We start from the raw sequence: 20861 nt of genomic DNA, 5'->3' as shown, positions 1-20861 counted from the left end.
TTGAACGGTAAATAATAATAAAGAGAAAAACTATGACAACAAAATTAATACCACGCACTACCAAAGACATAGCAAAAGCAGCTTCTTCTTTGTGCTTTGGTCAGATATTTTCTTTCAATAGTGCCCTAAAGCTTTATCATTGGTATGTAACAGGGAAAGGGAGCTATTCGCAACATATGGCTTTAGACGCAGCTGTAGACAGCTTGTTAAAGGCAACAGATAGTTTGGTAGAAACTACCATTAGTATGCATGGAGATATTGAAATAGTCATTCCTGAAACTTGCATCCCTGATGATATTATCAAATACACCAAGGACTTTTATGCATACATGGAAACTCAGAGGGAATTGTTTTCCGAAGCTTTTACCCAATCCATTATCGACGATTATCAAGAAACTGTACAACGACTTCTGTATAAATTGCAGCGATTGCAATAATTATTGAAGAGAGTATGAAAAAGTGTTATCTCTATCATATTCTAAATGAGCAAAAATAGCGGGTAAGTAATTATACTTACCCGTTTAATATTATACTTCAGTTCATTTGATTAGTAACGATTCCCATTGTAGCCACCATTTCCACCACGGTTGTTGTAACCTCCGCTAGCTCGATCTGTTTTAGGACGAGCAATAGTTACAGTGATCGTCTTGCCTTCATAATCAGCATTGTTTAGCTCATTGATAGCTTTTTGCCCTTCTGCATCATTAGGCATTTCAACAAAGCCAAACCCACGTGATCTTCCGGTTTCTCTGTCTGTAATAATCTTAGTAGATTCTACTTCGCCATAGGCTGTAAATAATTCTTGTAAACTCTCGCTTGTTGTGCTAAAGTTTAGATTCGATACGTAAATGTTCATTCTTTTTATTATTAATTATTATTGGAGACATCATTATTGGTTAGACAGATCCTTACAGCATTCATCATGCCTCTTAGACCACATTCAAAATTGGATGTTACCATGATTATTTCTAAAATATCTTTGTTTATATAGGAATAGCTGTTCTGTGATTTATATTTTTGATTTATGCAATCTGATATATTTATCCACTCGGGCGTCTATTTCCTCCTGAGACAAATGGGCCGGGAGTTCGATTGTTGTCCTTTCGCTAATTATAACATGAATAACAGACCCATTTTTTTCCTTTACATTTTTCAATACAGATTCAGCCTGCTGAGTGGCCGAAGTTCTTTCAGAGCGGGTTATCTCGCCCTCTTTCCTGTTTATCGAAGAGCTTTGTTTTGCTGCCATTTTTGTTTTGTTTTAACCTGCCTTTTCTATTTTTACAAATACGAAAGTGTTGTTCAATAGCTATCATTTCATCTGTTTTTCAGAAACCAAATCTTTATATATTTGAGCTATTCGCAATAAGCGGGATGAACGATCACTTTCCGCAATAACAGGGTGATCTTTAAGTATAGTTGTAAACTTTTTTCTTAATAGAACCAATAACAAGAGGTCAGAAGATGTTTTATCTATTGTTATATTTATATTTCTTCTTGCTATATATTGGGTCACTTTGTCATATTCATATTTTGCAACATCAATCAGAGTTTCGTCTTTATCGAGAAGTTCTGAAATAATTATTTCAGGAGAATCTAATTTTAGATTTAAAAACTCATCATATAATAACCCCGCATTATTTGCAAATAGTTCTCCAACATTCAGTAATTCTCCCATTCTCACAGTAAAATCATGTACATCGACAAACTCACCTTCCTGAAGTTTCAATCTTTCATTTGTAGCTTCCAATAACCGTCGAATAGTTATATCTCCGGATTTTGTTATAAGCCCTAACTGATCGATCAAAAGTTTTTCATCTTTTGATAAATTTCCTGTTCGTGGCTTATATTGCAAGTCATGTTTAATTTCATTATATACATGCGACAACAGGCTGCAAACCTGAATTTCGCACGTCGTATTTTTTAGATTAAGATTATCGATAAAATATTCGGAAGGTAAAGCTACCTGACAGTGAGTCGCTTTATAGTATTTGCCATTATCGCCATTCTTATCTTTAACTTCAATCCTGATTTTATCATTACCCTTGCCAATAAAAATTCGCCGAATCTCCTCTACGACTTTCGGCCTGTCTGTTTCCTGATAAGTTATAATACGCACACCTGCAAGGTCACTAATTTCTTCAAAAACACTGTTTACTGATTCGTATTTTATGCTTTTCCTTAGTTTCTCGGCAAGGCTTGTCGGACCTTTTACCCGGTGCTGAACTGTTGCCCGGACAGTCAGATTCTTTTGAACAATACTCTGACATATACCGGAAACTATATCAGTCAATTTTTTATAACGATCATATTCCCTGATATATCTTTTGACGGTTTCTTCTATCAAATTATCATCCATGAGATAGAACTATTGCTGATAATGCTACTTTTTCTGCTATAGCAAATTCTTCTTTCAATTTGCACACAACTTCTTTAACGCTACTTATTTTCTGGGCCAGATGAGCATTTATTCCGGCAAAAGCATATCCTTTTTTCATATCTCCTTTTGCAGCATTAAATAATGCTTTCATAATACAGTAAGGGCTCTTCGTATAGTCACAAGTCTTTATACAATGTACAGGACAGTTTTTAGGAACTTCTAATCCTTCGGCAACACGTTTGAGAAATTCTCCTTTAATGGCACGCCCCGGCATTCCTACCGGACTGTTGATTATCGTAAGATCATCTTTCTGAGCAGTAAGATAAACCTGTTTGAAGGCTGTCGAAGCATCGCATTCGTCTGTAGTAACAAATATTGTACCCATCTGTACAGCAGATGCACCCAATTCTATAAAACGATACATATCTCCGCCTGAAGATATCCCCCCTGCTGCAATAACCGAGATCGTTTTTATTTCTTTGTATGAAGCTACCGTTTTTATAACTTCCGGAATTATTTGTTCAAGAGAATACTGCTCATCATCAAGCTGTTCTCTCTTAAATCCTAAATGTCCTCCGGCTTTTGGTCCTTCTACAACTATCGCATCCGGCAAATAACTGTAGTTGTTATACCATTTCTCACAAATTATCCTTGCGGCACGGGCTGAGGAAACAATTGGCACTAATTTAGTTTTGCTATCGGCAGTTTTATACGATGGTAAATCTAATGGAAGTCCTGCACCGGCAAATATTATATCTGCTTTTTCTGCAATGGCGGTACGTGCCATATCTGCGAAATTAGATAAGGCAACCATTATATTGACGCCAATTATACCTTTTGTTTTTTCTCTGGCTAAACGCAATTCTTCTTTCAGGCCCCAAATACTATTCTTTATGAAATTTCCGTGACCTTTATGAATGAGACCTAAACCTGCACATGATATAACACCTATACCTCCTTCATTAGCAACCGCCGATGCTAAGCCGGATAAAGATACTCCTACCCCCATTCCACCTTGGATAACCGGAAGTTTAACTTCCAGATTCCCTATAAAAAATGATTTCATCTTATTTACAAAAATGTGTTACGACAAAAGCATTACACATTCTCGTAACTGATTAATACCATAAACAAGAAAGTTGATTTTGTTGTCGATTTTGACGATGGGAAGATCCGCTAACCAGCGCGGAGCAAAACATTGAGAAGATAGATACAATAAAAACTAGATTGCTCAAGTTCTAAAGATACGAAAGAAAAACGACTTATTTATTGTTTTACAATATCTTATTAGAATATTCCTTATATTTCTTTATTTGTAACTTTAGCATAAACATTGATATATTCGATCATTTTGGCAATACTCTCAACCTAAATTTCCCCGAAAACAATAAAATTCTGAAATAATAAGGAGTCATATAAAAGGATATATTCTTATGAAAGCCAAAAAAGACACGCAGAATCCCCATTGATGCAGTAATGATTGTATAGAAAAAGCTTGTTCAAATATAACAAAATTCTTATCTATAGTTTTCAACAACTATTCAATGATAATTAGAAAAAAAGTACAGAAAAACAAACATTAGTATAAAGCATTTTATATCTTTACAAAAGATAAGTCGCTCTTTGTATAGTGAGGAAATTAAGCATATCTAAGAACCAAGCTGGTTTCTAAATCGTTACCTGTCAAGAAAAATATCTTTATAGCTTGCTTATTTTCAGACAGAAAGAATAACTCCTATGTCTTGCAGTATGGAAAGAAATCCTCTTGCTTATTCCGCACAAATTAGCAATTTCCTTCAAATAGCAGTCGAATAGATTTTATTTACTCTTTATCAAAGAGTTACGGAGAGCAAATTTTAGAGAGGTAATGACTTGGTAACGGTTCTTTTAACTGGTCTATGCACAGTTTTACACATGTCAGATAACTTTCTACAAAGGTATGTGTTTTTTTTATCTGGCAAAATAATTAGCAGATATTCCCTAAAATCAGTTCATTAAATTCTATCGTTCATTGACACTGAACAACCATAATTAATGAACATCTCTGTGTGTTGTAATTTTACATATCCATTAATTATAAGCATATTAACGTAGAATACACACTCTCTTAGACAAAATTTGTCATAGAAATATTCAGAATCGCTTGCTAAATCCATATTTGTTCAATATATTTGCATGTTCATTGACACTGAACGCACGTTATTTTTGAACAAAATCAGCCATGTATAAAAACAATGACTATATCTACGATGCAGCTTTAGCTTTGGAGCAACTAACCGGATTTCCGGTGAGTCTCGAAAGCCAAAGGAAAGAATATGATGCTATAATGCATATTGACGGGTATCAATTCTATGTAGAAGCAAAGAATGAAATTCGAAAAGAAAATGAAGCCGCTCTTATAAACTTGATGACTTCATCTGATGAGGGATCAAGTAATAAAATAATAGTAGCCAAGTATATCGCAATTGAAACAGCAAAAAAACTGAAGACATATTATATCAACTATTTAGATGCTTCTGGCAATTGCTACATAAAAAGCAATAGTTTACAAATTTATGTCTCCGGACAAAAAGTACAACGCAAACAAAAAACGAATCAAGCAAAAGCCTTCCAAGAGACTGGGATACGATTGTTATTTCATCTATTGTCTGATCCAAAGAATCTTCAACTTTCTTACAGAGAATTGGCAGAATTGGCAGAAATTTCTACGGGTTCTGTAAGTAACATAATCACAGAATTGGAAAGTCAGCATTTTATATTGAAGACAAAGAAGAAACGAATTTTAAAAAGCAAACCTGAATTACTGGAACGCTGGATCATGGCATATCACGATGTACTTCGCCCTCGTTTGGTAAAAAAACAAATGAGGTTTATCAAACCTGATAACTTGTTAGATTGGAAATCTATTAAATTAAATAATCTTGCATGCTGGGGTGCAGAACCTGGTGCGGCAATATTAACTAAGCATCTAACTCCTGAGCAATTTACCTTATACACAAATGATCAATGGCAAAATATAGGAGCTTCGATTGGGTTAGTTCCCGACAACAATGGGAAAGTTGAAATATTACAGCAATTTTGGAAGAATGAAGAGAAACAAAAGAACGAAAATGAAGCACTCATTGCCCCTCCATTATTAATTTATGCCGATTTAATGGGAAGCGGATATGGAAGAAACATAGAAACAGCTAAAATAATTTTAGAAAATGAGTTACAACATATCAAGTGATCAACTACATGACCCAATTATAAAAGAGCTCTTGACAAAGCTGCGTGAATATTTCGATTCTATTCATTCGGAATTTTATATTATTGGGGCTACTGCTAGAAATATTATCTTGTCAGCCATTCATAATCTTGAGATAAAAAGAGCGACCAGCGATTTAGATATAGCAATTGCGATACCTGATTGGAGTCAATTCGATAAGATATCTTCTGACTTAGATGCCATGGATGGATTTCATAAATCAAATAAACAGAAGCAACTTTTTTGGTACAATAAAGTATATCAACTTGATATTGTTCCTTTTGGAGAAGTAGCCAAAGAAGATCATAGCATATACTGGCCACCTGAAGAAGAATTTGCAATGTCCGTAATAGGATTTACTGAAATTGTAAAGGATGTGATTTCTGTAATTATTGATGATGAGCTAGAGGTAAATGTAGCATCCTTACCCGGTATTTTTATCTTAAAATTAGCAGCATATAAGGATCGTGGTTTTGAACTAAATAAGCATGCAGACGATATCGCTTATATTATTGCCAATTATCTCGAAATAAACGAAGAGAGAGCTGTTTCTGATCATTATGACATATATGGTGCCGAAAATTTCACAATTTTCACTTCAGGTGCAACTTTATTGGGACGAGATACAAAAAGAATCTTATCTGAAAATGCTGATGCACTCAATTATTTTATAGATATCCTGCAAACAGAAATTGATGCTGAGGAAGAAAGCATTCTTATCAACCAAATGTTAGAAACACATACAAGCTTGAAATACGACGAAGTTTTCGACGCATTACAAACTCTACTCAACGAATTGAAATAAATCATAATATGGAACAAAGTACAAACAATACCATTGAAGAGGTCGTGTTAGAAGACAATCAATTAATCTGCGTCCTCACGAATGAAGTCAAACCGGCAAAGGTTAAAGAACTAACTTTGCAATCTCTCATTTCGATGCTGAATGAGGAATATGGCTTCGACCTCTCAGATATGGAACGAGATTTTACCATTTCATACATCAACGATGAAGGTAAAAACAAACGGATAAAAGTGGATTTGGCTATGTTTGAAGCCGGGAAGGTACATAATCTTGATCACCTGATTCGTATTTGTATTGTACAAGATGATAAAGTAAAAGTCACAGACGACAAAAAAGGAGTAGTCGCTGCATTAGAAGCCACATTATCCGCTGTGGAAAATTGTGAGTTTGGCGTATGGACGAATGGAGAAGTTTTCCACTTTCTGCAAAAACATGTAGATGATTTTTATAATACGACCTATTTGGATATTGCCGATTTCCCCGGTGAAGGACAAACCATGGAGGATCTGGAAAAATGGTCGGATAAAATAGCACCTCGCAAACCAGCCAACGATTCTTTGGTAAGGACATTTAAGCGTTGCCACGATTATATTTACGGAAACGAAGGGCAAATAAAAGACGCTTTTTGGGAATTGCTCAACCTGATTTTCTGTAAAATATATGATGAGAAAAGGAAATTTATGCCTTCGAAAGATGGTATGAGCTATCGTCGAAAATTTTGGGTAGGAGTAAAAGAGCAAAACTCGAAAGAAGGACTTGAAGCTATTGCCAAACGGATAAAAGGAATTTTTGATGAACTCATGGGAGATGATCTCTTTAAAGAAGTATTTGAGGGGAATGAACGAATTGGACTTAGTGATAAAGGGTTGGCTTATGTGGCAAGCGAATTAGCGAAGTATTCTTTTTTGGATGCAACTGTAGATGTAAAGGGAACCGCTTATGAAACCATTGTTTCCAATACATTGAAACAAGCCCAAGGACAATTCTTTACACCAAGAAATATCATCAAATGTATGGTTGAAATGCTTGATCCGGAGGAGAATATGCGGGTACTGGATCCGGCTTGCGGTTCTGGAGGATTCTTGGTAATGGTACTCGACCATGTAAGAAAAAAGATTGCAGCAAGAGAAAATCCCAATTTGAAGGGTTTGTATCTGGAAGAAACTTACAATTCAAAGGAAATTAACGATTTGGTAAAAGATTATGCGGAACGAATGATTTTCGGATTTGATTTTGACCGTGATTTGAAGAAAGCTGCCCGAATGAATATGGTAATGGCAGGAGACGGTCACGCCAATATCTTTAATATCAATTCTCTTGATTATCCTAATGGCCCCAAAACAGAAGAATTGGAGAAAATAAAAGAAACGATACAACGCAGTATCCAAACAAGTTACGATAGAAATGACCCATTTGAAACAGATGATGCCCGTGAAAAATTCGATTTGATATTTACCAATCCTCCCTTTGGAGCTAAAGTTACGGTGGATAAAGAGATTTCCAAACGATACGCATTAGGACATAACTGGAGCAAAGATACTTATGGTAATTTTCAGAAAGGGAATGAAAGTAGCAGTGAGGCTCCTGAAGTGCTTTTTATTGAACAGTGTTACAATTTCCTGAAGCCGGGAGGCCGAATGGCAATCGTTTTGCCAGACGGAATATTGGGAAACCCCAATACTGAGTATGTGCGTGCTTGGATTCTGGAACGCTTTAAGTTATTGGCTTCAATAGATTTGCCGGTAGAAGCATTTTTGCCACAAGTAGGCGTACAAGCATCATTACTATTCTTGCAAAAAAAGACATCAAGAGAAAGAGATGCTGCTCAGACAAGCGAAGATTATGAAGTTTTCATGGCTATAGCCGAAGCTGTAGGGAAAGATCGTCGTGGTGTTCCTATTTATCTTCGCGACGAAGATGGAGCCGAATTATTATTTGACGGTGAAAAGAAAACGCTCATTCGAGACAATGAAGGGAAATCGAAAGTGAGAACCCGCCAAACCCTCGAAAAAAGGTTGAACGATGATTTACCTTTGATTAAGGATGCCTATTTGAAATTCGTAAAGGAACAAAAGAAATGAAAACCATAATTGCAAATAAGAGTTGGCTTGCCGAAAGCGATTTGAGGTTGGATGCATCGTTTCATTTGAGTGATGGTCGATTAACGAGTATTACCTTTAAAAAAGCCAATATAAAAACATCTCCCCTTCACGAGGTTACCCAAAGAATTTTTTATGGAGGGAGGTCTCGACGAATATATGTAAATAGAAAAGAAAATGGCATACCGTTTATTAAAGGAGCTGATATTGTAAAAGCTGATTTTTCTCCTCTAAAAATGATTTCTCGTAAACGAACCGCAAATTTGGATGAATATTTTTTAGAAGAAGGATGGACTCTTATCACTCGTTCAGGGACAATTGGCAATACAGCATATGTAAATAAAGATTTCATTCATAAAGCTGCATCTGACGATATAATAAGGGTGGTTCCAAAATCAATACCATCAGGTTTTCTTTATGCATTTCTTTCTTCAAAGTATGGACAAGCATTAATTAAACATGGGACTTATGGAGCAGTGATCCAACATATAGAACCTGAACATATTGCTAATCTACCTGTTCCAATTTTCACAACCGATAAGCAAGAAGAAATACATTCACTAATTGTTCAAGCAGCGGATTTACGGGTTGAGGCAAATCGGTTGTTAGAGGAAGCAATAACTTTATTTGAAGAAAAAATTGGAATTCATCAAGTGGTTTCATCCCATCAAACAGAGGTGCTTCAAATTAAGGAAATCAAATCTTTCTTATTAAGGTTAGATTCTCAATATCAGATAGGAATGAATAAGATTAAGAAAGAGAAAAAAACTATCGATTATAGAACTATCAAATCTCTTGCAGCAAATATAACTGTTGGAAACAGGAGTAAAAGAAATTATGTGGAAAATGGGATTCCATTTTTATCTTCTTCTGATATGATCCTATTTAATCCCAAAAGATATGCAAAACAAATTAGTATAAAGACCGGTGGAATAGAAAATCTATTAGTTAAAAGAAACTCAATATTGATATCTCGTTCAGGAACTGTAGGTAATGTTGTTTTTGTCGGGAATGATTTATCACAAACGGCAATTTCTGAGCATGCTATGAGATTAGAGATTGATTCCTTAAAAATTGATCCTGCATATATTTTTTGTTATTTATCTACACAACAGGGCCAAAGCTATATGAAATCATCAGCTTTTGGATCCGTTATAATAACTCTAAATGAAGACCTAATTGGGAATATAGAAGTTCCAATCTTAGACACGTTAACTCAGAAGAATATTTCTGATAAAATATATCAATATCAAGAAAATTTGGATTCAGCTACGATAAAAGAAAATAAAGCTATCCAACTCGTTGAAAAAGAAATAGACCAATGGCAACAGTAATACATCCCAAACACAGTTCCGGAGCAGTCAATGCAGGTGAAGACCGCTTATTGAAATATTTGGAAGTAAATCTTCCGGATGGCTACTTCGTTGTTCCTAATGTGGAATTTGCCAATGCAACTCCCCGTGGACAAGTACAATATTTGGAGTATGATTGTCTGGTTATTGCTCCTCATGCTATTTACCACATTGAAAACAAAGATTGGGGAGGACAGTTGACCGGAGACGATTCTACTTGGTACCTCAACGATAGCGAAAAATCCAATCCGCTGAAAACAGTCCGTTTCAAAACAGCGGTATTAGTAAGTAAACTCAGGCAACACAATCCCGTATGGGCAAACGCTTGGGTAGCTTCATTGTTAACGCTTTCAAATCCTCGCCAAAATAAAAGCGGATTGTATGGCGATTGTGAAAAAGCAACTTATTTGTTGAACGACAAACTCATTCAATTTATCACTTCCCCTGCTGCTGTGCGAAAACAGCCCAATGACATTGCTGATATATCTGCCGACATAAAAGATTTTGTATGCGGCACATTGAGCGAAGTTATTAATCGGGAACGGAAAGAAATTGAAGGGTATGAAATCATTGAGACTTTAGTTGTTGACAAATGCTATTCCGAATATTTGTGCAAACCCAAAGGAATGCTTACCGCCAACAAGAAACGAATAAAAGAATACATATTGGATATGGCAGGATTAAGCCCCGCTCAGGAGGAACAAAGATCCAACCAGATTAGGAATCAACAATACGCACTCAATCAAATCAAACCCTGTCCTTTTATTCTAAACGCTCAATTCAGAGTGAGTGACGATAATCGTTTTTACGAAATAACAGATTATCTGGATGAGAATTCGTTACGAGCAGAATTGCGTCGCAAGACCTTTACACAAGAAGAGAAACTCAACATTGTCTACAACTTAATTGAAGCACTCAAAGTAGCCCACGAAGCAAATGTTTATCATCGCGATCTAAATCCCGAAAACATCTACTTAACAAATGGGTATGCAGCTTTAGCCAATTTTGGAAAAGCCTATTTTGCCGATCACGGAGAAATGGGATATACAGTTGCCATAACCATCGACAGCAATAATGCTACTCCTTATCATGCCTTTGAACTGTTAGCAAAAGATGCTTCCCGAGCCAGTGATATATACTCATTGGGAGTTCTTATATACGAACTATTTACAGGGAAGCTGCCTTTTAACTCGCCTTACGAATTAAATAATTTGGGAGGAAAACTCCCCGATAGATTATTACCCACTGCAATTAATCCTTCACTTCCCGCTTGGTTAGATGAATTATGTCGCAATACCATTCTGACCAGTGACGAAGCCCGATGGGACAATGTGGAAACAGTAGAGAAATTCTTGAAGGAAGCCATTTCACAATCACAACCACCGGTACCTGCAAATCGCGCTGCAATTGTAGATTCAGAAGACCTGAAACCCGGGAAGAGGCTGAAAGAATATACCCTTTACAATGAATTAGGTAAAGGAGGTTATTCTAAAGTATTCAAAGTGAAGCACTCTTTACAGGGCGAAGAATATGCTATGAAGATATTCAATGAAAGCATTAATGCTCAAACCGTTATTGACGAATATAGTGCATTGAAAGATTTGGACAACGACCATATAGTAAAATTTAAATTCAACGGAATATTGGATAATGGTCAGTTCTATACCCTCATGGAGTATTTGGACGGAGAAAATCTGAAAAGGTATACCAAAGAAGATGTAAAACTACCACTACAAAAAGTCTATCAGGTAGCTAAAGAGATTTTGCATGCCTTAGTGTATATGCAACAACAAAAGCCTCATCCGATCATCCATCGGGATATCAAACCCCAAAACATCGTATGGGATCAAAATAAAAATCGGTTTGTATTGATAGATTTTAATGTAGCAACTGTATTGGAGGCCAATACTGATTTTGTAGGGACAAATCCTTATTTGGCACCTGACTTAATAAAAAGCAGTACCAAAGTCGACTGGGATACGAGTGCCGATACTTTTGCATTAGGAATCACCCTTTACGAATTGGTCTGCCAAAATTACCCATGGAGCAACATGCAGCCCAGAGTGGGAATTTCTCCCTATCGACCACAAGATTTCAATGCTGAAATTTCGGAGAGCTTTGCTGCATTTTTAATTAAAGCCATTGCATGTAAAAAAGAAGACCGATTTGCAACAGCTGCAGTGATGCAGGAGGCCTTGGGCGCTATAGGTGAAGAAAATTTGTTAAAAGACAGGGAAAAGCCAATTACTGATGAAGTTAACTTTATAAACAGTGATTTTGTTGATTATCTGAATTCTCTATATAGTCAAAGCCGCTATGGTAATTCCGGAACACGAGCAGGACATTCGCCAATAACTTTTGATAATCTGACTTATACTAAAACCAAATTAGATACAGAATTGGTAGAAGCAATAAATAATGGGATGTTTCGTCTGGTAATCATTACCGGAAATGCAGGTGACGGAAAAACCGCTTTTATCAAGAAAATTGAAAGTCAATCAAAAAATCTTCAACGCTTAGACAACTGCAACGGAGCAAAATTTCAATTTAACGGAATTTCTTTCCAAAGTAACTATGATGGTTCACAAGATGAAGATGATCGAAGTAACAATGAAGTATTAGCTGATTTTTTTCGTCCATTTGAATATGCCAAAGACTTCAGTTCAGTTGGAGAAGGACGAATCATAGCCATCAACGAAGGGCGTTTAGTCGATTTTCTGCAAAGTTCAGAACGATTCAAAAACCTGTATAACATCATTGATGAATATTTCTACAGGGAAGGGCATACCGAATTACCGGCAGGGTTAATGGTTATCAATTTAAATCTAAGATCAGTAACTGCAAAAAACGGACATGACAGTCTATTTCGTCAACAAGTAAAAGCATTGACACAACCAATGCTTTGGCACAAATGTGCCAATTGCGAACATGCTTCCACTTGTTTTATCAAATACAATGTAGATAGCTTGACTGACACCGCAGCCGGAGATGAAATAGTCAATCGGATGGAATGGCTGTTACGCACAGTTAGCTACAAGCGAGAATTGCATGTTACAATGCGGGATTTGCGGTCTTTCATTGCTTATATGATTAGTCGGGATTGCTCCTGTGATGATATTCCGGAATTATATCAACGATATAACAAACAACCTGAAAAATACTGGCAGTATTATTATTTCAATATTACATCTCCTTTAGGGCCTGAATCTAATGACCGCTTGATCAAATTAATGCGAGAAACAGATATTGCTCAGGTATCTATGCCATCTATCGATCGGGATTTGTATTTTGGCATTCATAGCGCCAAGAACTATCTGGATTTTGCTCAACGAACAGATGGTCTATTAGAGGCTTTCAACACCAACAAAATGTGGATCCCATCTCACGAACAAACAGATGAGATAAGATCTATCTTGAAAAGTCGCCACGAAACCTATGTGCGGCATCAATATTTTGAAGGGAAATTTAATTTCACAAAAAGACTACCCTATTATTCGTTGAAAGATTTTCATAAAATATTGACTGCCGGAGAAAATAAGTTGGAAGAAATTGAAAATGCCAAACAAGCTTTTGCAAAAGCTATGTCTATCAGTGAAGGCTGTACGAATACTGATTTTGCAAATAAGTTTCTCCTTTTAGCATCTTCCCGGGTAATTGATCCGATAAGTAAAACCTACCGCCGTTTCCCCATAGATGAATTTGAATTATTTGTGAACAAAACATCACATTTGATTAAATACATCGAATATGAAAGCGACAGTTTGATATTCAGACACAAAACAGACAAATATATTTCCTTGACCATCTCATTGGATTTATATGAAATGTTACATTTTATACAACAAGGATTTAGCCCCTCAGTCAATGATCTAAGAGGGCGCTTTGTCGAACTGCAAATATTCAAAAATTTGCTCGAAAACCGCAGCTATAAAGAAGTGATCGTAACCAAAGACAATAAATCTTTCTTTGTAATTAGTTTGGATCAACAAACAAACCAATTGACTTTGTCTTCCTTAAAAACAGCAGAAGTATGGCAATAAAATTAGATAAACAGGAAAAAAACTTTCGCAACGAATTGGTTTTTGCAGCCGATGCTAAGGCTGTAAATTTGGATCATACCCTTACTAATCTGTTCATGCTAATGCGTAATGACGGCAAACGGGTTAAAGTAAAGGTAACCAAAGAGCATACCTTTGAGACCATGCACAAATACCTTGAAAGTTTAGAAAACAGAGGAGTGATCTCGGGATTCAAAGAAAACTTCGAAGCTGCGGATTGTTGGCTGAGAAGTAATTTATTGACCTTGGTTAATAGAGGTAATATTCAGAATGAGAAAATTGCCTCTTTACGTCCTGTACACTTAGAAAATTATAGGATTAGAAATATTGCTCAGGCTCGTGATTATAATACGGCAGACCAAATATTTCTGATGCTCCGTAAACAGCCTGGCATTCTCAACAGTCTAAAAGATTATTTGAATAAAGGTTGGGATAATGCAACCAAAAACATTGCTAAAAATATAGAATTAGATGTTGACAGCGTAGGTATTCTTCATTTAATAAAATACATTGAAGTTGATCTTAAAACCTCTTCCTTACTTAAAAATGTAAGGCCGGTATTGGAGGCACAAGCAGATTTGTTATGCGATGATATTCTTCGTCTATTAGTCTACAAGGATGATATTCCCCGCAGTGTATTTATCGAATATTTGCGTACACTTATAGGTTTTCATTTGTCACTTTATACCCAAAAATTAATTCATCTTCTTCCCAAGATGATTGAAGCCGGCACTCGTAACATACAAGATGATTGGTCTATTATTGTTGATGTTACTGACAACTTAGATAGTAAAGTCTCCCTATATGCATGTGAAGACATGGAAATGACTTTAAATGCTCTTTATGAGTATGTAAAATCGACATTCGAGATTAATGCTGTATACTGGCGTTCGGAATTCTCGTCTCAACCCAACATGGATACGATAGATGATATTCTTGCTGTGTTGAAAAACAGACCGGAGAATTTTGATATGTATTATGAATCCAAATTGGATACAATCCTTCACAACATGGATGATGAAGACGACAGAAAGTCTGTTCTAAATCATATCCAATACGAAACTTCAAGCTTCGATAAATACGTACAAACATTAGTGAAAGCCAAGGGAGCATACCAATATCGCTATTATCATCAATTTATCGACAACATCTCTCAAAAAAATACCGATTATGGTTTTTTAGCAGATGGAAGAAGTCGAAGACATACCCGCAGGGCAGTCTTAGGTTCCCGACTATTGGAAACATTAGTCCAGTTATTGGTATTGGAACCTCAAGACTCAGGAGGATTTAAATCTCATTCTCTATCAATTGATGAATTAATAACAGCTTTACGCAGACGCTATGGAATCATCATCAATGGAATGTTGGAACCCCGATTTAAGGATGCTGATGTGCAAACCTTAACAGCTTTTCGTGAAAATGTAGAGGCATTTAAAAATAAACTGAGACAAATCGGCTTCTATACAGACTTAAGTGACGCGTATATTTTACAAAAAATCAGACCACGATATAATCTTGATGTATGAATATGGACTTATCAACAACATACTACAATAGGTTTCTTGCTCTTATTCTTCACGAATATGAAAATGAATTCAAATTAGCAAGACCCGGACATTGCATGAAAATAGCGGGATTAGCATTGCAAGAATTAATTCCATTGTGTCAGTCCATAAGAGATATATACCCTGATATTCAGGCTTATATTCTATCGGAGGAACAAACCGGGGAACTTTACATAAGTGCAACGAAACTGATCGAGTTTAGAAATGCACTTACATTTCCTTTGCTCGTTTTAATTCCCGCTAACAGTAAATCAACGACTGAAGATTCGTACGGAAATGCTACTTTTAAGAATTTGTCCATACAACATTTGGATGAGAAATTATTATCGGAATTAAAAAACGAAATTCCTGTTCACGCCAGAGCCTATATTTATGAACTATTCAGCTATCTTAAATTACAAGGAAGAAGAACCATTCAGTATATTCAATATTTATTATCGGTACAACTTTCAGAATGGGATTTGGCTGAAATCGGGAACTCATTATCTTGGCTGACATTAATTCCTGATGCCGGATTAACTACGAACTCCGATCAAGTTAGACAGCGACTTTCGTATAATCTTAAGTGTATTGACATTTTAGGAGATTTCTCCCGATCTATTCCTGATCGAATAGCGAGCCTTCCTATTGAAACCAATACTCTACAAAAAGAAATTGCAGGATTTCTTCGGTTAAATCCAATTGTGTCTAAATCTGATATTTGCAGGACGATTGCAGTTGAGTATCCTCAACTAAATTTTACCCGGTGGGAGATTCCTGATATTGATAAACGTTCAGATTTACGCGTCTTTGTAGATAAAATCTCCTCAAGTGATCTCAAAACTGACGAGGGTGACCTAACACTGATTATCCCCAAAGGAAAAGTCTCTAAAGTAAAAATAAGAATCTCAACAAAACCTATCCCAATTGATTTCAGTGACTTGAAATACTTTCGAATAGTATTGATGGCTATTGATGGTTGGTATCCTGTAACTGATGTAAAAAAAATCAAAGTCTCGGAAAACAAGCAAGCATATCGAGATATTACGGTGATGCTTTCTGAAAATATGTTTGAAGAAGGATCTTATTTTTTTCGCATTATTGCAGAGGATGAAAATGGGGGAATACTCAATACACAAGATAGTTTTATTCCAATTGACCAAGAAGAGCATTGGAAAATCCGACATGCTCAGAATCCTAATCTGACAAGGGATGAGTTTGAATTGGAATACAAAATTAAGTATACAAGCGACTCTGATGACTTTTACTTAAAAATTGGAACCACAGAGGACGAAGGCGATCAAGGTATTGATACTGGGATCCAGCGGAAAGATAAGTTAAATAACCTTCTTCAGGCATATTTTCGCTATCGAATTACCCAACTTCGCCAAAATGATGATCTGTCAATGCCTTTAGCAATTGATGATTCTGAAGTTTGGCTAAAAGATTCTCAATCTGCTCCGGTAAGTATTTTTCATGCAAAGTACTCAAGCTCTCATAACTATCAAATTAGCATTGCCAGTAAACTTTTGAAATTGGAGTCATGCTTGTTAAGCCATTCCCACGAATTAGGACATGTAGAGGCAATACTGAGTAAAAATCCTATTGAAAAAGGGTTTCAGTCTCTTCGCTTCATTTCGACAACCTCCATTCTCGAAATTCCACCGACATTATTAGAATTAAGAAAAAAGCTTTTTACTGAAATAAGAAACTCAGCACCCAATGAATCGGGAGTCTTTGAGACCTTTGGTTTATTTCGTCATATTGAACTTATAAAAAGTTATTTGAACGAATTGACCAATTGGAGTGAAGAACTAAAAGGCAAAATAAAGCAATCCCTAGAAAATTCAGCTAACCCAATTGAGAACTTGCCAAATCAGCTAATTGAGCTTCAAAATCTAGATTTGATGATCGTCAAGACAGAAATGCCTGATGGACAGCCAATATCTGTAAAGTTAATATCTCCTCTTCATCCGTTACGACTATATTGGTTTATAGACTTATTTGATCTATTTCAAGATTGGGAAGAAAAAACGAAAAATAACGAACAATATAAAAAGGCTTGGTACAGAAAATTAGAGAATTTATTTCTGGGAGAATTAATACCTGACATCGCCCTGCCTGTAATTGTGAATGGAACAGGATCCGACTATTTTCAATATTTAGGAGAATTGACTTTCGGTTGGGGGATTTATGCCAAATCAACAGTAAAAACTGATGATGCTTTCTCATCCATCTCACGCCAAATAAAAACATACTTATCTCTTTTGCTCAACATCTCGAACGAGTATCGGATGGATACTGATGTTAATGAAACTTTAGTTAGGAGGCATATTCAGAATTACCTGATACAGCACCCTTATACCAATAAATTAATAATAAATCTTTTTAATGCAGGAGATGCTCAGGTATTTGCAAATACGCTGGTTCAACTGGAACGCCACCCTGAATATAAAAAACTGAAATATGAGATTCGGCTCTTTGCCGATGATAAAATTATCACTCCCGGAGAAGCGTTTCAGAATTTGATAAATCCAGAATATTCTATATCCGAAGATGCTGAAGCGTTTTCTCAAGCCTCTGGAAATCGTTTATTCCCTAAATTAAGGTTTTCTATAAACAGCATCAATAGTTTTACCCAAACACCTCAAGACTATAATGCGCATATTAGTTTTTTGGTAAGTCCTTTTCCTGTGAAAACGACTCTCATTCGACCTAACCGAAAGAAAAGGTCGTTCTATTTGAACGGGTTAATAAACAAACAAATAATTGATATTACTCAAAAGTCAGATGCCATTGTATGGAATAAATATTTTGTCGCAAGGCCTCTTCAGCATTCATTAGACAAATCATCTAATAACGGAATAAAGCTATTTAGCAACATCCAACTTTTTATTGCAAATGCATTGGCTGCAGGCAATAGTGAATCAGTTCCGACTTCATCTTTAAGCTTAAATGAACCCGATAAGGTTTTATTATCCTTTATTCATGATGTTTCTGATTGGGTTGTAACATTCGATAAAAATATGGGGCCGGAAGTTTACGATCTCCCTGGTAAAAATGGAGAAGTTCCATTTTTGTTAGATTATGTTCCGGGGCAAGAAATATCCGGTATTTCATCTTATCTGACCACCCGTCCTACATCGGAAATTGTTGGTCTGTTAGGCCCTCATTTTGCCCAATTTGGAGTTGATGTCAGAACGGATGAGGAAAAGTTAACAATCCTTTTGGAAGATGTTCGAACCATCAGTAGCTCATTAATATTGCAGTTTAACTCCACTGAGAACAAAGCATTTGAGGTATTAGGAACAGCCTTTACAAAGAGAGTATTGGAAAAGAAACGCATACTCGAAAATTCGTTCCTTATTCCTGTCGACTTACATAAAGAATTATTTGATAATTTACCCGAAGAAAATAAAAGTAGAGCTGATACCCTATTGGTAAAAATCAACCCTGAAACGAGCGAAATAACATTCACTGTTATTGAAATTAAGTGTAGAAAATCATTATCTGATTCAGAAAAGGAGTCTCTAATTGAGAAAATGGAGAGCCAAATTGACAATACAATTAATGCCCTTCGGTTTCATTTTGATCCCGATTATTATTTGTCAGACGACAGACTTGATAGAGAATTGAAAACTTTAGAATTCAAGCAATTGCTCGAGTTTTATATTAATCGGTCAGCACGCTATAATCAACTTTCACAAGAAGTGCGAACTGCGTATTTAGACGTATTGGAAAATCTGGATAGAGGATATGCTATTTCATTTAAACGTTGTGGTATTATTTTTGATTTTTCAGCATCTCAGATACATAAAAAAGAAATATTTTCTGAGGATTCGATCTATTTTACTTTTGGGAAAGGCCTAATTGATGATATTTTAGACCCCAAATCAGATCTCAATACTCATCGTTTAGAGCATATCACTGAAGAAGATAATTTATTTTCTTTTTTTGGAGCTCCGGAGGTTTCTGCATTTATTCAAACTCTGGAAGTTAAACCGTATGAAGAACCAGAGCAGGATACCTCAATAGTAGTTGTTCACGAGCCGTCAATAATTGCATCTGAAAAGACAGAGAGAAAGAAAGACATTAATGAAGATACGATATTATCTACTGACAATAAAATATCATCTAATGATGCAGCAACGATTTCTATAAAAGAAGAAAATGATGTTCCTGATTATGATATATTAGTCGGTAAAACATCTCAAAGCGAACAATATGGAATTTTAGGAAAAGTTTCCTCCAATAAAAGAACTGTGGCATTGGATTTAAGCGAAACGAATACAATTAGTTTATTTGGAGTTCAGGGAGGTGGTAAAAGTTATACAATAGGAACAATTACCGAGATGGTGCTGAAACAATTTTCTAAAATCAATAAACTTCCGGCTCCACTTGCAAGCGTTATTTTTCATTATAGTGAGAGTAAGGATTATGAACCGGAATTTACTTCTATGGTAAATCCAAATGACAATGATAAAGAATTACAAAAGTTGAAAGAGGAATTTGGCGCAAATGCTAATAGTTTGAGTGATATTATTTTATTGACACCCAAAGATAAGGTAGTAGAAAGACAGCAACAATATCCCTCCATTGAGGTACGTCCTATATCATTTAACTCAAACGAATTAAATGTAAAAGATTGGATGTTCTTATTTGGAGCCATAGGGAATGATTCCGTTTATATTAAACAATTGAAGTTTATTATGAAGGGAATGCGTGAAAATATTAATCTGAAAGATTTTAGGGCTAATGTTGCCAATTCTCCATTATTATCTAATTCTCAAAAGTTGTTAGCAGAACAACGAATTCAGTTTGCCGAAGAGTATATTGATGATAGTTTTGAATTAGGTAGCCTGATACAACCCGGAAGATTGATTATTGTCGATTTAAGAAATGAATATATAGAGAAAGATGAGGCTCTTGGACTCTTCGTTGTCATGCTCAATATTATATCAAGTGTCGGCGTTAAAGAATTTAACAAGTTTATCGTATTTGATGAAGCTCACAAATACATGGATAACAAAGATCTTACAGGCAGTATAGTGACAGCAATCAGAGAAATGCGGCACAAAGGTGTCTCAATCATGATTGCCAGCCAAGATCCATTAAGCCTCCCGAATGAGATCATTGAACTAAGTAGCATCGTTCTTTTACACAAGTTCAATAGTCCGCAATGGGTAAAACACGTTCAAAAGTCTATTACTCAATTAGCATCATTAACCCCTTCCGATTTATCTTCATTGGTTCCCGGCGAAGGATATTTATGGGCAACAAAATCAACAGATAAAGGAGTGATGAATCGACCAGTAAAAATTTTCACACGCCCTCGTGTCACAAAACATGGAGGAGAAACCATTAAAGCCATTTAAC

The 20861-nt window shown here is 35.8% G+C and carries 12 protein-coding genes; 8 read left to right on the top strand and 4 right to left on the bottom strand.

What is annotated here, in order from left to right; genetic code table 11:
- Positions 1-32: 32 nt before the first annotated feature.
- Entirely contained in the window at positions 33-437 is a 405-nt protein-coding gene (locus ACFO6W_RS24725) for a DUF5856 family protein (protein ID WP_380001558.1), read from the top strand.
- 110 nt (positions 438-547) lie between these two features.
- Here ACFO6W_RS24725 and ACFO6W_RS24720 read toward each other — a convergent pair whose 3' ends face one another.
- The 4 genes from ACFO6W_RS24720 to ACFO6W_RS24705 all read right to left on the bottom strand — a co-directional run bounded on the left by ACFO6W_RS24720 (position 548) and on the right by ACFO6W_RS24705 (position 3446).
- On the bottom strand, positions 548-856 hold the full coding sequence (locus tag ACFO6W_RS24720; protein ID WP_380001556.1) for an RNA recognition motif domain-containing protein: 309 nt from the start codon (positions 854-856) through the stop codon (positions 548-550).
- Positions 857-1009: 153 nt separating this feature from the next.
- Positions 1010-1249, bottom strand: coding sequence for a hypothetical protein (locus ACFO6W_RS24715; protein ID WP_006844264.1), 240 nt, complete (start codon positions 1247-1249; stop codon positions 1010-1012).
- 63 nt (positions 1250-1312) lie between these two features.
- Positions 1313-2359: a GTP pyrophosphokinase gene (locus tag ACFO6W_RS24710; RefSeq protein ID WP_380001554.1), complete on the bottom strand. Its 1047-nt coding sequence runs from the start codon at positions 2357-2359 to the stop codon at positions 1313-1315.
- On the bottom strand, positions 2352-3446 hold the full coding sequence (locus tag ACFO6W_RS24705) for an NAD(P)H-dependent flavin oxidoreductase (protein WP_380001552.1): 1095 nt from the start codon (positions 3444-3446) through the stop codon (positions 2352-2354). Before ACFO6W_RS24705 ends, ACFO6W_RS24710 begins: the two co-directional genes overlap by 8 nt.
- Before the next feature lie 1155 nt (positions 3447-4601).
- Between ACFO6W_RS24705 and ACFO6W_RS24700 the strand changes: the two genes are divergently transcribed.
- From ACFO6W_RS24700 to mads8, 7 genes are read left to right on the top strand one after another with little or no spacing between them, the layout of a single operon-like run.
- Complete coding sequence (locus tag ACFO6W_RS24700) at positions 4602-5609, top strand: type IV toxin-antitoxin system AbiEi family antitoxin (protein ID WP_380001550.1); 1008 nt, start codon at positions 4602-4604, stop codon at positions 5607-5609.
- Positions 5587-6432: a nucleotidyl transferase AbiEii/AbiGii toxin family protein gene (locus tag ACFO6W_RS24695; RefSeq protein WP_380001548.1), complete on the top strand. Its 846-nt coding sequence runs from the start codon at positions 5587-5589 to the stop codon at positions 6430-6432. Before ACFO6W_RS24700 ends, ACFO6W_RS24695 begins: the two co-directional genes overlap by 23 nt.
- A gap of 8 nt (positions 6433-6440) precedes the next feature.
- Positions 6441-8513, top strand: coding sequence for a methylation-associated defense system DNA methyltransferase MAD2 (mads2, locus tag ACFO6W_RS24690; protein WP_380001546.1), 2073 nt, complete (start codon positions 6441-6443; stop codon positions 8511-8513).
- Complete coding sequence (mads5, locus tag ACFO6W_RS24685; protein WP_380001544.1) at positions 8510-9865, top strand: methylation-associated defense system restriction endonuclease subunit S MAD5; 1356 nt, start codon at positions 8510-8512, stop codon at positions 9863-9865. The genes mads2 and mads5 overlap by 4 nt, the downstream gene beginning before the upstream one ends.
- On the top strand, positions 9853-13923 hold the full coding sequence (gene mads6 / locus ACFO6W_RS24680; RefSeq protein WP_380001542.1) for a methylation-associated defense system protein kinase MAD6: 4071 nt from the start codon (positions 9853-9855) through the stop codon (positions 13921-13923). Before mads5 ends, mads6 begins: the two co-directional genes overlap by 13 nt.
- Entirely contained in the window at positions 13914-15467 is a 1554-nt protein-coding gene (gene mads7, locus ACFO6W_RS24675; RefSeq protein ID WP_380001540.1) for a methylation-associated defense system protein MAD7, read from the top strand. Before mads6 ends, mads7 begins: the two co-directional genes overlap by 10 nt.
- A complete protein-coding gene (gene mads8 / locus ACFO6W_RS24670; protein WP_380001538.1) occupies positions 15464-20860 on the top strand; it encodes a methylation-associated defense system ATP-binding protein MAD8 in 5397 nt (1798 codons plus the stop codon). Before mads7 ends, mads8 begins: the two co-directional genes overlap by 4 nt.
- Position 20861: the final 1 nt, after the last annotated feature.

Origin of the sequence: Dysgonomonas termitidis, from assembly GCF_042654545.1 — a bacterium.
Classification (GTDB): Bacteria; Bacteroidota; Bacteroidia; order Bacteroidales; family Dysgonomonadaceae; genus Dysgonomonas; species Dysgonomonas termitidis.
This window is presented reverse-complemented; position numbering and strand designations above follow the sequence as displayed.

Coding starts and splice junctions, on each gene's coding strand:
- ACFO6W_RS24715 (WP_006844264.1), bottom strand. CDS start 1,249: ATGGCAGCAAAACAAAGCTCTTCGATAAACAGGAAAGAGGGCGAGATA.
- ACFO6W_RS24720 (WP_380001556.1), bottom strand. CDS start 856: ATGAACATTTACGTATCGAATCTAAACTTTAGCACAACAAGCGAGAGT.
- ACFO6W_RS24705 (WP_380001552.1), bottom strand. CDS start 3,446: ATGAAATCATTTTTTATAGGGAATCTGGAAGTTAAACTTCCGGTTATC.
- ACFO6W_RS24710 (WP_380001554.1), bottom strand. CDS start 2,359: ATGGATGATAATTTGATAGAAGAAACCGTCAAAAGATATATCAGGGAA.
- mads8 (WP_380001538.1), top strand. CDS start 15,464: ATGAATATGGACTTATCAACAACATACTACAATAGGTTTCTTGCTCTT.
- mads6 (WP_380001542.1), top strand. CDS start 9,853: ATGGCAACAGTAATACATCCCAAACACAGTTCCGGAGCAGTCAATGCA.
- mads7 (WP_380001540.1), top strand. CDS start 13,914: ATGGCAATAAAATTAGATAAACAGGAAAAAAACTTTCGCAACGAATTG.
- ACFO6W_RS24695 (WP_380001548.1), top strand. CDS start 5,587: ATGAGTTACAACATATCAAGTGATCAACTACATGACCCAATTATAAAA.
- ACFO6W_RS24725 (WP_380001558.1), top strand. CDS start 33: ATGACAACAAAATTAATACCACGCACTACCAAAGACATAGCAAAAGCA.
- ACFO6W_RS24700 (WP_380001550.1), top strand. CDS start 4,602: ATGTATAAAAACAATGACTATATCTACGATGCAGCTTTAGCTTTGGAG.
- mads2 (WP_380001546.1), top strand. CDS start 6,441: ATGGAACAAAGTACAAACAATACCATTGAAGAGGTCGTGTTAGAAGAC.
- mads5 (WP_380001544.1), top strand. CDS start 8,510: ATGAAAACCATAATTGCAAATAAGAGTTGGCTTGCCGAAAGCGATTTG.